Genomic DNA, 16,632 nt, shown 5'->3' on the forward strand with positions numbered 1-16,632 from the left:
TTCTCCTGCTGGAGTTGGGTTGATAGCTGTAGTTAATATTAATTTAGCTTTCTTTTTACCATTATCTTTTTTAAGTAAGTTGTAGTCAATTTTAGCTTTATATTTACCATATAACTCTAAATCGTCTTCTGTTAATCCTAATTTCTTTGCAATTTCTCTAATATCTTGAGGTTTAGCTTCTTGAGCTATTTCAATATCTGATTTGAATCCCATAATAAACATCCTCCCACAATTTGAATTTTTAAAATAAATACGTTTTAAATAAATAGTCTGGCAGATCGAAAATATATTATATTTCGACTTGTTATTATAAATTTATTATAGCCCAATAAATACTAAATATATGTTGTTTTACCAACAAAACGTCATTCTTTTAACATGTTTTTTCTTGCACTTTGTATATTTTTTTGTATGTTTTATTTATACATGTGCTCTATATATTATACCCATAACTTTATTTATAACAAGAGAATTTATTTTATTATAACTATCAAGAAATAGTGATTTAAGTGCTTTGAAAATTTTTTAGAAATTTTTTAGAAAAGTGTATAAGATTTTTTTTCCTGCCAATAATATAAATGTATTCCTCATAATATTCCCCCAATATTATAAATACATTAAAAAAGTGCAACTTCGGTTGCACTTTTGTTTTGCGTAAAATATCTCTTATTAAAATAATTAAAAGACATATTAAGTATCAATTAATAAGATAGATGTAAAAATTATACATATCAAATAATCGAATAAATGCTAGTATAAGCGAGAAAAAATACTTATATGATTAAAACATTGATAAAAGCTGAAATATACGAAAATAAAGCCTTAACAACAATTAATAGAAATAATAAATATTTAATAAAAATCTAGATTTAATTACTAATAATCTTAAGTTAAAAGAATTACGTTTAAAAACAATAAATCTGTAGATACTTTAAGTAAAGATAAATTAGAGGGGGACTTTAAAATGAGATTATTTAAAGCAATGATATGTTTCTTTATACTTATCTTATCTTTATTTGGAGCAATTACAATTTATGGACAACAAAATCAAACACAATGGATAGATAAATTCATAGAAAGTTTTGAGATGACTGAATCTAATTTCAAATTTTATAACATAAAATCTAGCATAATAATAGAAAAAGAAATGGACATGAATCAACTAAAAGACATTTGCACAGAAATTGCAAAAAATTTAGGTGATGGTCATGGTGAGTTAAGCTCAAAAATGCAAAAAGGTGAAATATATGTAAATTATGATGACGAAGATAAAGGAATTTCAATAGTTGGAGTCAAAAAAAATTCAAAAGAATTCTATATAATAGTTGACATATTAAATAATAAAGTATATAAAAATATAGAGAATATTTATGTTAAGTTAGAAAATGAACTAAAAAAATATTCTGATGAAGTAAATATTAATATTTGTATAGCAGGAGAGTATACAAAAAAACTAAAAAACGCTAAAATTAGTGCTATTTTGGAGAAAATATTATATAATATGTATGCTGAAAAAATTGATGAAATAGAGGAAGAAAACTTTTTATCAGTAAATGCATATAGTAAATTATTAAAAGAAAATAACTTAAAATATTTAGATAGAGAAATGAATTTGAATATAGGAATTAGGTATAGCGAAGATGATGATAGAACGACAATATATATGGCTACACCTATAATAAAAATAGATTATTAGATTGAGGAGAGACATATTTATGGCTAAAATAATTGTGAAGAAAAGTAACCCACTTAAAGGTAATGTTAGAATAGATGGAGCAAAAAATGCAGTATTACCTATAATAGCGGCAACACTATTAGTAAAAGGTAAATCAGTTTTACACGAAGTACCAGATTTAACAGATGTACACGTTATATCAGACTTAATAAGACACCTTGGTGCGGAAGTTGAATACAAAGACAAAACTTTAACAGTAGACGCAAGTAACTTAACTACTTGTGAAGCGCCATATGAATTAGTAAGAAAAATGAGAGCTTCATTCTTCGTAATGGGACCATTACTTGCTAGATTTAACCAAACAAAAATATCAATGCCAGGTGGATGTTCAATAGGAACAAGACCAATAGACCTACACTTAAAAGGATTTAAAGCTTTAGGTGCAGATATAATAATGGATCACGGATTTGTAGAAGCTAAAGCAGATAAATTAGTTGGATCTAAATTATACTTAGATTTCCCATCTGTTGGAGCAACTGAAAATATAATGATGGCTGCAGTACTTGCAGAAGGAACTACTATAATCGAAAATGCAGCAGAAGAACCAGAGATAGTAGACTTAGCTAACTTCCTAAACGAAATGGGAGCAGATGTTAAAGGTGCAGGTACAAACACTATAAGAATAAAAGGTGTTAAAGAATTAAAAGGAACTGAACATGATGTTATACCAGACAGAATAGAAGCTGCAACTTACATGGTTGCTGCAGCTATGACAAAAGGTGATATAACAGTTGAAAATGTATTAGTTGAACACTTAAAACCAGTAACTGCTAAATTAATAGAAGCTGGTTGCGAAGTTGTAGAAATGGACAATTCAATAAGAGTAGTTGGACCAGAAAAATTAAAAGCAGTAGATGTTAAAACTTTACCACATCCAGGATTCCCTACAGATGTTCAAGCACAAATAATGGCTATGCTTACAGTTGCTAGAGGAACTGGTGTTGTAATAGAAACAGTATTTGAAAATAGATTTATGCACGTTGCAGAATTCAACAGAATGGGTGCAGACATAAAAATAGAAGGAAGAACAGCTGTAGTTAAAGGTGTTGACCAACTTTACGGAGCTAATGTAAATGCAACTGACTTAAGAGCAGGAGCTGCACTTATATTATGTGGACTTATAGCTGAAGGAGAAACTCAAATAGGTGAAATATATCACATACAAAGAGGATATGTTGATATAGACAAGAAAATAAGATCTTTAGGTGGTAATATAGAAATAGTAGAAGACTAATTCTAATTACTAGCTATATGAATTTTAATATTTACTTATATGTGGTTATCGACATTTATTAGTAAAGTAAGACATTTTAGATAGGAATAAATAATTGGGTTTTTTCATATATTTATGCATATAGAAATCTATGGAGGCATTAATTATATGAAAAAACCTATAATATTTTTGATAGGGACAATGATTTTTTGTATATTGCTCCCTGTTTTAATTAGTGTGCTCTTTTATGGAAAAAATGAAGTGGCTAGTTCTGAAATTGCTAAAAAAATAACGCAAAAATCAGAACAGAAAAAAGATACCTATGAAACTGTAGATTCTAAAAGTCCAACCATAACTGTATATCATTGTAGTAAAAATACTATAGAGAAAATGGACATAGAAACATTTCTATATGGAGTTGTCGCATCAGAAATGTCATCAGACTTCTCTGAAGAGGCTTTAAAGGCTCAGGCAATAGCTGCAAGGACTTATATTATCTACAAAATGGAAAATAACATGACACAAGGCCATAATGGGGCGGACATATGCACTAATTCAAATCACTGTCAAGCATATGCATCTTATGACGAGTTGAAAAACAAAAAGGGTGATGAATGGATGAAAAATTCATATCCTAAGATAAAACAAGCAGTAGATGATACAAAAGGTCATATATTAACATATGATGATAAGGCAATACTACCACTATATTTCTCAACATCAGGTGGTAAGACAGAAAACAGTGAAGAAGTATTTTCAGAACAATACCCATACTTAAAATCAGTGAGCAGTCCTTATGAAGAACAATCACCGAAATACTATACTGAAACAAAAATAAATAAAAACGACTTTGTAAACTTATTGAAAAAGAATTATTCAAGTATTTCTATATCTATTGAAAATTTGGATAAAGTAGTGAAGATATTAGACAGAACTGCTGCTGGCTCAGTAAATAATATTCAAGTTGGAAACAAAAAGATTACGGGTAGAAATATGCGTACTATTTTTGGTTTAAATTCTTCTAACTTTGACATAGGATTTAATAAAGATACAGTTATATTCAAAGTAAGAGGTTATGGTCATGGAGTAGGTATGAGCCAATGGGGTGCTGAAGGTATGGCACAAAAAAATTATAAATACGACGAGATACTACTACATTACTACACAGACACAAAAATAAAAGATATATATTAGAATATAATTTTATAATGAATATCTAAGGAATATGGTTTATAATAGATATCTAATATAAAATCATATAAAACAAGTAAAACAAAATATATAGAATTATACATGGATAAATATATAAAAAATAAAAAATTTTTCATATATAGGCATAAAATAAAAAAAGGTGTCAATACTCTAAATGTATTAATATATTTGGAGGTGCAGTATGAAAAAGAAATTATTAGAGAAAGATATATTTTATCTATCTTTATTCATATGTATTTGTCTTGTAGCTTTGGGTGGTATTATATTTACAAATAAAAACCTAAATAAATTGGTATCAAATAATGATGCCGTTAATAAGGATAATGAGATAAATTTAGTAAAAGATAAAGATGATTCTGTTCCAACATCAACAGAATCAAAACAAAACCTAGAAAAAGCCAAAGAAGAAAATAAACAACAAACACAAAAAACAGAAAAAGAACAAACAAAAAGCGAATCTAAATTAAATTACATAGGAACTGAAGTACTTAGACAGTATTCTACAGAAATGCCTAGTTACTCAAAAACACTAGATGTTTGGGAAATACATAAAGGATTAGATGTCGCAGCAGAAGATGGAGCAGAGATAAAATCAATACTTGATGGAACTGTTGAATCTGTATATTCAGATGATAAATACGGAACAAGTATAAAATTATCTTATGCTGATGGTTTAACAGTAATATATTCTGGCATAAAAGAAAATGTATCATTACAAAAAGGAGATACTGTTAAAGAAGGCGATTGTATAGGTTATGTAGGCAATACAACAAATGTTGAAAATGAAGATGGTACACATGTACATATAGAAGCCTACAAAAATGATAAAGCTATTAATCCATTGAGTTTATTAGAATAAAGTTAAAAGCAGGAGACTTTTCATAAAAAATGAGAAGTCTCCTGTTATATTTTTTGCCCCTTTTTCATATATATCAATAGGACTGATATTGAGGGAGGGGAGGTCTTGAAATCTCATATAGAACAAAGAGCGGTTATTATTGCGAAATATATATTAGAAAAGCAGGCAACGGTAAGACAAACAGCCAAGGTTTTTGGAGTAAGTAAAAGTACTGTTCATAAAGATGTAACAGAGCGATTAGAAGAAATTCACCCATTATTAGCTAGTGAAGTCAAACAAGTTTTAGAGAAAAATAAATCAGAAAGGCATATTCGAGGAGGAATGGCCACAAAATTGAAATACCAGCAACAAAAAAAGATGTAGGATAACCTACATTTTTTTCTTGACTAAAGACAAATTTTTGCCTATATTGTAGAATAGGAGAATTAATGATTATTAATAAAATTTAATATAAATATAAAGACTTAGAAATGCAAAAATGTAAAAAGGAGTGAAAATAGATGTCAGGAGCTGATATAGGTATAGATTTAGGGACTGCTAACGTACTGATATATGTAAGTGAAAAAGGGATAGTACTAGAAGAACCATCAGTAGTAGCAGTAGATAATAAATTAAAAGAAGTTATAGCAGTAGGTACAGAAGCAAGAAGAATGATAGGGAGAACACCTGCAAATATAGATGTTATAAGACCATTAAGAGATGGTGTTATATCAAATTATGAGATAACAGAAAAAATGCTATCTTATTTTATTGAAAAAATAGTAGAGAAAAAAGGATTTGGCAGATTTGTAATGCCGAGAATAATGGTCTGTGTACCAACAGGTGTTACTGAAGTAGAAAAAAGAGCTGTTGAAGATGCAACAAGAAAAGCAGGGGCTAGAGAAGTTTATATTATAGAAGAACCTATAGCAGCGGCAATAGGAGCTGGAATAGATATAGCTCAACCAAATGGTAACATGATAATAGATATCGGTGGGGGAACTACAGATATAGCTGTAATATCATTAGGTGGATCAGTAGTAAGTGACTCTATAAAATTAGGCGGAGATAAATTTGACGAAGCAATAATCAAATACATTAAAAAAGAATACAATGTATTAATAGGGGAAAGAAGTGCTGAAAGATTAAAAATAGAAATAGGAACTGCTGTTAAAGAGGACGAGCCAAGAACTATGAATATCAGCGGAAGAAACTTAGTAAAAGGACTTCCTGTAACTATAACTGTAAATTCAAACGAAATATTAGATGCGCTTAACCCATGTGTTGAACAAATAGTAGTAGCAACTAAAAATCTACTAGAAAAAACACCACCAGAATTGGCAGCTGATATAAGCGACAAAGGCATAGTGATGACAGGTGGAGGATCTATGTTAAAAGGTTTAGGCGATAGAATAGAAGAAAGTACAGGTATAAAAGTAGTATTAGCAGATGACCCACTTTCTTGTGTTGCTAAAGGAACTGGATTATCATTAGGTTCACTTGATTTATTAGAAACAGGTGGAAGCTTTAAAAAATAATCGATTAAAATAAACAGAATATTGATATAAACTAAAAAGTAGCTATTTTAAAATAATATAAAATTTATTATTTTACCATAGCTACTTTTTGTTATGTTGCAAGGAGCAGGGATAAAGCAATTGTTTCTGCTAATTCTAAAATGAAATGAAGCCTTATATTGTTAAAAGAAAATCTATTATTTTCATCTATTTTATCTACAATGCCAACGATAGAATAAGTCCCTACTTGGGGTAATTTCTTACCTACGCCCTTGCCTGGAAGTATAGGTCCTTCTCGTATTTGTATATTACCTATGTTACTTGCCGAGCCCAAACAGGCATCTATGGCTAAAAATTGGCTCGAGGAATGTTTGCTTTTAATCTGTTCGATTGATTCATAAATGTTTAAAGCATGAATAGGATTATCCAATGTACCGTAGACAGGGTATTTAAAATCACTATTTTTGAGCATAGTACCTACTAGAGGCCCTAGTGCATCTCCAATAGCACGATCTGTTCCTATACATATTATTACAGTATTATCAGAGATTATATTTTTGAGAATATTACTTAATATATGCGTGACATCTTCTCTTTTATAGTTTACTTTGGCTAAATACATAGGAGTTCCTCCCTTCTAGATAATATATGAGTTTAAAGTATGAAATAATACTATTTTTACAAGAGTTACGAAATTGTGACTATTAAAAAATAAAACAAAAACAGGGAAAGAGAATTGCAAAAATGCTTGACAATGAATCACAAAACAGGTATCATTTATAGTGTTAAATTTGAAAGAAAAATTTCTTGATTACCTTATCAAGAGAGGCTGAGGGACAGGCCCTACGAAGCCCAGCAACCACTTGAAAAAGGAAGGTGCTAAATCCTGCTAGAGAGAATTCTAGAAAGATGAGGTCGCGTATTTAAGCATACAATATCCTCTTCTACATAGAAGAGGTTTTTTAATTTATAAGAAAGTATAAAGAATTTAATTTCTTGTAAAATAAAGAATATAATCTAGAATTCCCGTGAGAAAATTTTTATTACAATAAAGATTTTCTAGGAACAAATTATGATATAAAATAAACTATAGAAATTTAAGGAGGAACTAAAATGGCAAGACATTTATTTACGTCAGAATCAGTTACTGAAGGTCATCCAGACAAGATGTGTGACCAAATATCAGATGCAATACTAGATGCATTATTAGAAAAAGATCCACAATCAAGAGTTGCTTGTGAAACTACTACTACAACTGGATTAGTATTAGTTGCAGGTGAAATAAGTACAAACGCTTATGTTGATATCCCAAAATTAGTTAGAGAAACAGTAGAAGGTATCGGATATACTAGAGCTAAATTTGGATTCGACTGCAATACTTGTGCAGTAATAACTGCTATAGATGAACAATCAGGAGACATCGCTATGGGTGTTGATGAAGGTTTAGAAAGTAAATCAGGAGAACAAACTGAAGAAGAAATAGAAAAAGTTGGTGCTGGAGACCAAGGTATAATGTTCGGTTTCGCTTGTAATGAAACAGAAGAATTAATGCCACTTCCAATATCTTTAGCTCACAAATTATCAAGAAGATTAACAGAAGTTAGAAAATCTGGATTATTAGATTACTTAAGACCAGATGGTAAAACTCAAGTAACTGTTGAATACGAAGGAAACAAAGCAGTTAGAGTTCATACTGTATTAATATCTTCTCAACATAGTGAAAGTGTTGATAACGAAACTATAAGAAGAGACTTAATAGAACACGTTATAAAAGCTGTTATACCTGCTGAATTATTAGATGAAGAAACTATGTACTACATCAACCCAACAGGTAGATTCGTTATAGGTGGACCACAAGGAGATACTGGTTTAACTGGTAGAAAAATAATAATAGATACTTACGGTGGATACTCTAGACACGGTGGTGGAGCATTCTCTGGTAAAGATCCAACAAAAGTAGATAGATCTGCTGCTTATGCTGCTAGATACGTAGCTAAAAACATAGTTGCTGCTGGACTTGCAGACAAATGTGAAATAGAATTAGCTTACGCAATCGGTGTTGCTAAACCATTATCAATATTCGTTGATACTTTCGGAACTGGAAAAGTTTCTGAAGAAGTATTAGTTGAATTAATAAACAAAAACTTCGACTTAAGACCAGGTGCTATAATAAGAGACCTTGACTTAAGAAGACCTATATACAAACAAGTTGCTGCTTACGGTCACTTCGGTAGAACTGATATAGATTTACCATGGGAAAGAACTGATAAAGCTGAAACTTTAAAAGAACAAGCTGGTATATAGTTAATTAGAACTTAATATAACTTTAAATATAAAGGACCTTGTATTATATAAATACAGGGTCTTTTTTTATTTGAAAAACTAGTATAATATTTTTATAGGTATAATTATCTACAACTTAAAATCATTATATTAAGTTATGGATAATTGACAGTGAATATAAAATGAAATATAAAAGATAATAAAATAAAGTTGAAATAAATTAATATATTAATAGGATATAAATGCAATTAGGAGTGTGTATTATGGAAAAATTAGAAGGTATGATAAGTGATATAGTTTTTAAAAATGAAGAAAATGGATACACTATAGCTTATCTTGCAAATGAGGACGAAGAGGTAACAATTGTAGGATGTATGCCGACATTATCTGTCGGTGAAAGTATAGAGGTAGAAGGTAAGTGGGTAACACATAAAACTTATGGCTCACAATTTGAAGTGACAAGTTTTATGCCTATAACACCTTCTTCTTTGGAGGGAATTTACGCTTATTTATCTTCTGGTATGATTCATGGTATAGGAGAGAAAATGGCATTGAGGATTATTGAAAAATTCGGAGTAGATACTCTAGATGTAATCCAAAACACTCCAGAGAGATTAAAAGAAGTTGAAGGAATAGGTTCAAAAAAAATAAAACAAATAACAGAGAGTTATGAAGAAAATCGAGAGCTTAGAAATATAATTATGCAGTTATCTCCTTATGGAATAACTCCTAATTACTGTTTAAAAATCTATAAAAAATATAAAGATAAAGCAATAAGTATCATCAACAAAAATCCTTACAAACTTGCTGAAGATATTAGAGGAATTGGATTTAAAGTTGCAGATGATATTGCAAAGAAGCTAGGCATAGATAAATATTCTAGAGATAGAATATTCCAAGGAATTTTATACACACTAAATCAAAGTACATCTAATGGAAATACATATTTACCACTTAGTATATTAGTTCCACAAGCAGTAAAAGTTTTAGATGTTGAGGCAGAACATATAAAAGAAGGTGTTATAGAATTAGCATATACTCAAAAAATACACGTTGAAAAAGATAATAATGATATAAATGTATATTTGATGCCATACTATATGGCAGAAAACGGAGTATGCAGAGAGATGATAAGACTTTCTCAGGTCGATTTTGAAGACTTAAAAATAAAAATAGACCATGAAATAAAGATGATTGAAAGAGAAGATGGAATAAAACTTGCCCAAAATCAGATTATGGCTGTCAAAGAAGCTATTGAACAAGGTGTTGTAATAATTACTGGTGGGCCAGGGACAGGAAAAACAACAACAATTAATACAATCATCAAAGTATTTGAAAATAACGACCAAAAGGTCGTTTTAGCAGCGCCTACAGGGCGTGCTGCAAAGAGAATGAGTGAAACATCTAATAAAGAAGCGAAAACAATACACAGGCTTTTAGAGATGGGGTTTGGTATGGATAGTGATGACCTTACATTTATGAAAAATGAAGAAGATCCTATTGATGCAGATGTTGTTATTTTAGATGAGGTTTCTATGGTTGATGTTGTGCTTATGTATAGCTTGCTTAGAGCGATAAAATCAGGCACAAGACTTTTAATTGTAGGAGATAGCGACCAGTTGCCTTCTGTTGGAGCAGGAAATGTCCTAAAAGACCTTATAGATTCAGAAGTTATAAATACAGTAAGACTAAATGAAATATTTAGACAGGCTCAGGAGAGTATGATAGTAGTAAATGCCCATAAAATAAATAAAGGAGAACCTTTAAAATTAAACGTAAAGGGTAAAGACTTCTTCTTTATTAAAAAAGAAGGCGACGATATACTACAAGAAATTGTGGGAATAGTAAGCGAGAGATTGCCGAAATTCTACGGTGTGGATAAATTAAAAGATATCCAAGTTTTATCGCCAATGAGAAAAGGAACGCTTGGTGTGAATAATTTAAATATAGAACTTCAAAAAAGTTTAAATCCTCCAAATAAATATAAAACTGAAGAAGTATTTTCTAAGAGAACATTTAGAGTGGGCGATAAGGTTATGCAAATTAAAAATAACTACACTAGAAAGTGGAAAAGCGAAGACGGAAGCAACAGCGGACATGGTATATATAATGGAGATATTGGCTATATTTACTATATAGACAAAGAAAAGAAAGAGATATTTGTAATATTCGATAGTTTAAAAATAGTAACTTATAAATACGACGAACTAGACGAATTAGATCACAGTTTCTGTACAACTATCCACAAAAGCCAAGGAAGTGAATTCCCAATCGTCGTAATACCTATGGCGTGGGCACCGCCAATGCTACTTAGCCGAAATCTTCTTTACACAGCTGTCACACGTGCAAAGAAACAGGTTGTACTTGTTGGAGAAGTTAAGTACCTAGAATTTATGATAAAAAACAATCGAAGTAATGACAGATACTCTAATTTAGCACCTAAGTTAAATAAATTAAAAAAAGAGGGTCTGCTTATTGAAGATAATAGATAGAAAAATTATTCAAAGATATTATGATAAAAATAAAAAAACTCATAACCAACTTAATAATAAAGTAATAGAAAGTAATGAGGATTTAGATAATAATATAAAAATAAATAAGATATATATAAATGATATAAAAAATATAGATGATATAAAATCGATACTTAAATCCTTCAAAGATACAATACTAGATTTTATATATCCTAAAAATATTTCATGCATAATCTGTGACAATCCTATAAAACTAACCAACACATATTCTATATGTAAAGATTGTTTCAATAAATTACACTTTTTAAAAGATGCTTGTTTAAAATGTGGGAAACCAATCATACACCACAATTTAGAATATGAAAATATTAAAGACTGTCCATCTTGCATACATAGAAGTTTTTATTTTGATCGGGCGATTTCTTGTATAGAGTACGATAAAACGAGTAAAAAGATGATATTAGACTTTAAATATAAAAATAAAACTTATTTTTGTAGATATGTTGCACAGATTATGAGTGAAAAGATGGAGCTTGAGAATTTAAGTGCGGATTATCTATTATTCGTTCCTTTACATAAAAAGAGACTTAGGAAGAGAGGATTTAATCAAGCACAAAAAATAGCAGAAGATTTGAGTGATATAACAGGAATACCAACTTTAAATTGTATAGTTAGGTGTAAAAATACTAAAAGATTATACAATTTAAATAAAAAAGAAAGAGAACAAGAAGTAAAAAATTCATTCATTATAAAAGATAAAAACAATTTACTCAAAGATAAAAATGTAATATTAATAGATGATATTTTTACGACAGCATCTACAACTAACGAAATATCAAAACTTCTTAGATTAATTCCTGTAAATAAAATAACCATATTAACCTTACTAACGAGGGCAAGAGATACATATATATCTGACAAAGAAAATGACTAACATAAAAATAGTTATATAAGGTAAATCATTCTATTGACATATCTATCATAAGATATTAAAATATATTAGTGATTATTCAGGTCTGTGGTTGAAAGTCCAAGCCAGTCGCAGGCAAAGGGATCCACGTAAGTCAACGCCAAAAGCGGGGTTGATGATCATGGTGCGGCTTAGAAGTAAGACCTACCGATAACCAATAAAATTCTAAATCGAGACGGCTAGTAGTGCGGCAAACCCAGAGCGAACGTCGCAGTAGGCGAGTGTGGGGTCAAAAACCAGGTCAGCTGAATATTCATATAAGTACCTTTTAGGTACTTTTTTGTTGTCTAAATTATACTACTTATGACGCCTCTAAGATAAAGAACAATACTTTATCTTAGAGGCGTTTTTTATATAGACAATCATAAATGAAGATATATTTTTTTACTAAAAGCGTTTAAAAATAGTTAGAAAATTAAATGTGATACACTATTTAATTATATATATCCCTATAAAATGCGTGAATTATGCTATAAAATAGAAAAAAATGTAGTAAATTATAAAAAAATGTTGACGATTTCATATAAAAACACTTATAATTAGAAAGGAAAAAATGAAAAAGAGTAACACATATAATTACTCGGTAGGGAAACGGACGATAAAAAGCAAAACGAGAGGGTGAAAATATGAAACTTGCAGTAGTAGGGAGTATTAATATAGATATGACGGTAACGTCAGAAAGAATACCACTTAAAGGTGAAACATTAATGGGAGATAGTATAAGCTACATACCAGGAGGAAAAGGTGCTAACCAAGCAGTAGCTATGGCTAAGCTTGGAGCAGAAGTAGAAATGTTTGGATGTGTTGGTAATGATGAGAACGGAAAGAAAATGATAGACAACATGAAAAACTACAGCATAAAAACAGATAACATAAAAGTATTAGATGGAGTTCCTACAGGAATAGCAATGATTACAGTTGCAGAAAATGACAACACAATAATAGTTGTTCCAGGAGCTAATGGAAAAGTAGATAAAGAATATATAGATAGTATAAAAGAAGAATTAAAAAATTATGACATGGTAGTACTTCAACATGAAATACCACTAGAAACAGTACACTACACAGTTGAGTTCTGTGCAGAAAATAATATACCAGTTATATTAAATCCAGCACCAGCAGCTGAAGTACCAATGGAAGTTGTAGAAAAAGTAACTTACTTAACACCGAATGAGCATGAGGCAGTTTTAATATTTGGTAAAGAACTTTCAACAGAAGAACTTCTAAAAAAATACCCAGAAAAATTATTAATAACTCAAGGGTCAAGAGGAGTTTCTACATGTTTAAAAAATGGTGAAATATTAAATGTACCAGCAAGACCAGCTAAAGTAGCTGATACAACAGGTGCAGGAGATACACTAAACGGTGCATTCTCAGTAAAAATAGCAAATGGAGCAGATATAAAAACTGCATTAACTTTTGCAAATACAGCAGCTAGTTTATCTACAGAAAAATTCGGTGCACAAACAGGAATGCCGACAGTAAGCGAAGTAGAAAAAGAGTTACAGTAAAAAGCAAAAGTAAGGAGAAAAGTATCAATGAAAAGACATGGAATATTAAATAGTGATATATCAAGAGTACTTTCATATATGGGACATACAGATTGTATATGTATAGGTGATTGCGGTCTTCCAATCCCAGATGAAACAGAAAGAATTGATTTAGCAGTAAAATTCGGAGTACCAACTTTCATGGACGTTTTAAAAGAAGTTGGCAACGATATGAAAATAGAAAAAATAGTTTTAGCAGAAGAAATAAAAGAACATAATCCACAAGTATTAGCAGAAATAACAGAATACTTCAAAGGACAAGATGTAGAAGTAGAATATGTTTCGCATGTTGGATTAAAGCAAATGACAAGAGAATGCAAAGCTGTAATACGTACTGGAGAAACAACTCCATATGCAAATATAATTTTACAGTCGGGATGTATTTTCTAACAAAAACAAGGAGGTAGAGATATGCAAATTGAAATGCGTGGAATCGATAAGTCGTTTGGAGGAAATGCAGTTTTAAAAAATGCTGGTTTCTTATTAGATGATGGTGAAGTTCATGCTCTTATGGGAGAGAATGGAGCAGGAAAATCGACTTTAATGAAGATTCTAACAGGTGTTTACACTAAAGATGCTGGACAAGTTATAGTAGATGGGAAAGAAGTTTGTTATAACAACCCACAAGAAGCTGAAAAAGCAGGGATAGTATTTATTCATCAAGAGTTAAATGTATTATTTGACTTAACTGTCGAAGAAAATATGTTTTTAGGAAAAGAAATTAAAAAAGTATTTGGAATATGCGACAGAAAAGCAATGAGAAAAAGAGTTCAAGAAATTCTAGATATGCTTGGAGTTGATATAGACCCAACTCAAAGAATGGATGAATTATCTATAGGACAACAACAAATGATAGAAATTGCAAAAGCTCTTATGGTAGATGCAAAAGTATTAATCATGGACGAACCAACAGCAGCATTAACTCAAAGTGAAACAGAAGTATTATTCAAAGTAGTAAATTCCCTTAGAAAAAAAGGTGTTTCAATAGTTTACATATCTCACCGTATGGAAGAAATATTTGAATTATGTGATCGTATAACAATTCTTAGAGATGGTACTTATATCGATACAAAAAGAATTGCAGATATAGATATGAATGACATAGTTAAAATGATGATAGGTAGAGAAATTGGAGAAAGATATCCAGTTAGAAATTCTAAGATAGGTGATGTTGCATTTGAAGTTAAAAACTTAAACTGCCCAGGTGCATTTGAAAATGTATCATTTGAAGTTCGTGCAGGAGAAGTTTTAGGTGTATCAGGACTTATGGGTGCAGGTAGAACGGAAATAATGCAAGCTATATTCGGTAACATGCCAAATGTAACTGGACAACTATTATTAGATGGAAAAGAAATAAAAAATAAAAATCCACAACAAGCAATACAAAATGGTATTGGATTTATAACAGAAGATAGAAAAGTAGAAGGTTTAATGCTTGAAGAAAGTATAATGAAAAATATTTCTTTAGCTAACCTTGGAAGAATTTCTAACGGTGGAGTTATAAATAAGAAAAAAGAACAAGAACTTGTTAATAAAGGAATAGAAGAATTAAGAATAAGATGCTTTGGACCGCAACACGAATGTAATAATTTAAGTGGTGGGAATCAGCAAAAAGTAATATTTGCAAAATGGATTTACACTAATCCAAAAGTTTTAATCCTAGATGAGCCAACAAGAGGTGTTGATATAGGAGCGAAAAAAGAAATTTACAACATAATTAACGAACTTGCGGCAAAAGGCGTTGCGATAATTATGGTCTCATCTGAACTACCAGAAGTTTTAGGAATGTCTGATAGAGTTATGGTAGTAAGAGAAGGCGAAGTAAGAGGAATTTTAAATAAAGAAGAAGCAAACCAAGAAAGTATCATGACTTTAGCAACAGGAGGAGAACTAAATGGAAAATAAGAAAGTGATGAATCGTATACAAGATTTAGGTGCGGTAATTGCCTTAATTCTTTTAGTAGCGGTGATAAGTATCATAAGCCCAGAGTTCAGAACAGTAAAGAACTTCTTATCATTACTTAGACAATCTTCAATAAACGGACTGATTGCCTTCGGGATGACTTGTGTTATTTTAACTGGCGGAATCGACTTATCAGTTGGTTCGGTATTGGCTCTTACAACAGCAATATGTGCTAGTTTAATAGCTAATGGAACACCAGTAGCAATAGCTATGATAGTAGCATTAGTATTAGGTGTAGTATTCGGTATAATAAGTGGTGTGTTTGTAACAAAAGGTCGTTTACAACCATTCATCGCAACATTAATAACAATGACAGTATTCAGAGGATTAACAATGATCTTCATGGATGGTAAACCAATCTCTAACTTAGGAGATAGTTATTTATTAAAATTCGTAGGAAAAGGGCTTATATTAAATATCCCATTCCCAGTAATAATGTTTATATTAATATTTATAGGATTTATGTTTATATTAGAAAGAACTACTTTTGGACGTAAAGTTTATGCAACAGGTAGTAACGAAAAATCTGCAAAATTAGCAGGTATAAACATAGACAAAACTAAAATAGCTACTTATGCAATCTCAGGATTAATGGCAGCTATGGCAGGATTAATACTTTTATCTCGTTTAGGTTCAGCACAACCAACACTAGGTGACGGATATGAACTAGATGCAATCGCAGCAGTTGCACTTGGTGGAGTTAGTATGAACGGTGGTAGAGGTAGAATATGGGGAACATTTGTAGGTGTTCTAATAATAGCAGTATTAAATAACGGATTAAACATATTAGGTGTATCTTCTTACTATCAAGATGTAGTAAAAGGATTAGTTATATTAATAGCAGTTTTATCAGACCGTAAACGTTAAGTATTAAAAA

At 30.5% G+C, this 16,632-nt stretch carries 15 protein-coding genes and 1 riboswitch; of the genes, 13 read left to right on the forward strand and 2 right to left on the reverse strand.

What is annotated here, in order from left to right:
- Window positions 1-213: formate--tetrahydrofolate ligase (locus I4U58_RS02635; RefSeq protein WP_195929494.1), on the reverse strand; the 213-nt coding region annotated here is incomplete at its 3' end.
- Between the two features lie 751 nt (window positions 214-964).
- Here I4U58_RS02635 and I4U58_RS02640 point away from each other — a divergent pair.
- The 6 genes from I4U58_RS02640 to I4U58_RS02665 all read left to right on the forward strand — a co-directional run bounded on the left by I4U58_RS02640 (window position 965) and on the right by I4U58_RS02665 (window position 6,536).
- Window positions 965-1,696: a YwmB family TATA-box binding protein gene (locus I4U58_RS02640; RefSeq protein ID WP_243269537.1), complete on the forward strand. Its 732-nt coding sequence runs from the start codon at window positions 965-967 to the stop codon at window positions 1,694-1,696.
- Window positions 1,697-1,715: 19 nt separating this feature from the next.
- A complete protein-coding gene (murA, locus tag I4U58_RS02645; RefSeq protein WP_195929495.1) occupies window positions 1,716-2,969 on the forward strand; it encodes a UDP-N-acetylglucosamine 1-carboxyvinyltransferase in 1,254 nt (417 codons plus the stop codon).
- A 147-nt stretch (window positions 2,970-3,116) separates the two neighbouring features.
- Window positions 3,117-4,142 (forward strand): stage II sporulation protein D, encoded by a 1,026-nt coding sequence (gene spoIID, locus I4U58_RS02650; RefSeq protein WP_195929496.1) that lies wholly within the window; start codon window positions 3,117-3,119, stop codon window positions 4,140-4,142.
- A gap of 199 nt (window positions 4,143-4,341) precedes the next feature.
- Window positions 4,342-5,019, forward strand: a complete 678-nt coding sequence (locus I4U58_RS02655) for a M23 family metallopeptidase (protein WP_195929497.1) — start codon at window positions 4,342-4,344, stop codon at window positions 5,017-5,019.
- A gap of 105 nt (window positions 5,020-5,124) precedes the next feature.
- Complete coding sequence (gene spoIIID, locus I4U58_RS02660) at window positions 5,125-5,382, forward strand: sporulation transcriptional regulator SpoIIID (protein WP_195929498.1); 258 nt, start codon at window positions 5,125-5,127, stop codon at window positions 5,380-5,382.
- A 137-nt stretch (window positions 5,383-5,519) separates the two neighbouring features.
- On the forward strand, window positions 5,520-6,536 hold the full coding sequence (locus tag I4U58_RS02665; protein ID WP_195929499.1) for a rod shape-determining protein: 1,017 nt from the start codon (window positions 5,520-5,522) through the stop codon (window positions 6,534-6,536).
- A 91-nt stretch (window positions 6,537-6,627) separates the two neighbouring features.
- On the opposite strand, the gene yyaC is transcribed toward I4U58_RS02665, so the two are convergent.
- On the reverse strand, window positions 6,628-7,137 hold the full coding sequence (gene yyaC / locus I4U58_RS02670; RefSeq protein ID WP_195929500.1) for a spore protease YyaC: 510 nt from the start codon (window positions 7,135-7,137) through the stop codon (window positions 6,628-6,630).
- Window positions 7,138-7,328: 191 nt separating this feature from the next.
- Window positions 7,329-7,431: riboswitch (SAM riboswitch) on the forward strand.
- Window positions 7,432-7,628: 197 nt separating this feature from the next.
- Here yyaC and metK point away from each other — a divergent pair.
- From metK to rbsC, 7 genes are all read left to right on the forward strand, one after another.
- Entirely contained in the window at window positions 7,629-8,819 is a 1,191-nt protein-coding gene (metK, locus tag I4U58_RS02675) for a methionine adenosyltransferase (RefSeq protein ID WP_007285870.1), read from the forward strand.
- 242 nt (window positions 8,820-9,061) lie between these two features.
- A complete protein-coding gene (locus I4U58_RS02680; protein WP_195929501.1) occupies window positions 9,062-11,290 on the forward strand; it encodes an ATP-dependent RecD-like DNA helicase in 2,229 nt (742 codons plus the stop codon).
- Complete coding sequence (locus tag I4U58_RS02685; RefSeq protein ID WP_207743805.1) at window positions 11,274-12,206, forward strand: ComF family protein; 933 nt, start codon at window positions 11,274-11,276, stop codon at window positions 12,204-12,206. Before I4U58_RS02680 ends, I4U58_RS02685 begins: the two co-directional genes overlap by 17 nt.
- 662 nt (window positions 12,207-12,868) lie before the next feature.
- A complete protein-coding gene (rbsK, locus tag I4U58_RS02690; protein ID WP_195929502.1) occupies window positions 12,869-13,753 on the forward strand; it encodes a ribokinase in 885 nt (294 codons plus the stop codon).
- A 27-nt stretch (window positions 13,754-13,780) separates the two neighbouring features.
- On the forward strand, window positions 13,781-14,182 hold the full coding sequence (gene rbsD / locus I4U58_RS02695) for a D-ribose pyranase (protein WP_195929503.1): 402 nt from the start codon (window positions 13,781-13,783) through the stop codon (window positions 14,180-14,182).
- A gap of 21 nt (window positions 14,183-14,203) precedes the next feature.
- Window positions 14,204-15,697 (forward strand): sugar ABC transporter ATP-binding protein, encoded by a 1,494-nt coding sequence (locus tag I4U58_RS02700; RefSeq protein ID WP_195929504.1) that lies wholly within the window; start codon window positions 14,204-14,206, stop codon window positions 15,695-15,697.
- Window positions 15,687-16,622 carry a ribose ABC transporter permease gene (rbsC, locus tag I4U58_RS02705; RefSeq protein ID WP_195929505.1) on the forward strand — a complete coding sequence of 312 codons (936 nt, stop codon included), beginning with the start codon at window positions 15,687-15,689 and terminating at the stop codon, window positions 16,620-16,622. Before I4U58_RS02700 ends, rbsC begins: the two co-directional genes overlap by 11 nt.
- Window positions 16,623-16,632: the final 10 nt, after the last annotated feature.

Source organism: Clostridium sp. 1001270J_160509_D11, from assembly GCF_015667935.1.
Classification (GTDB): Bacteria; Bacillota; Clostridia; order Peptostreptococcales; family Peptostreptococcaceae; genus Intestinibacter.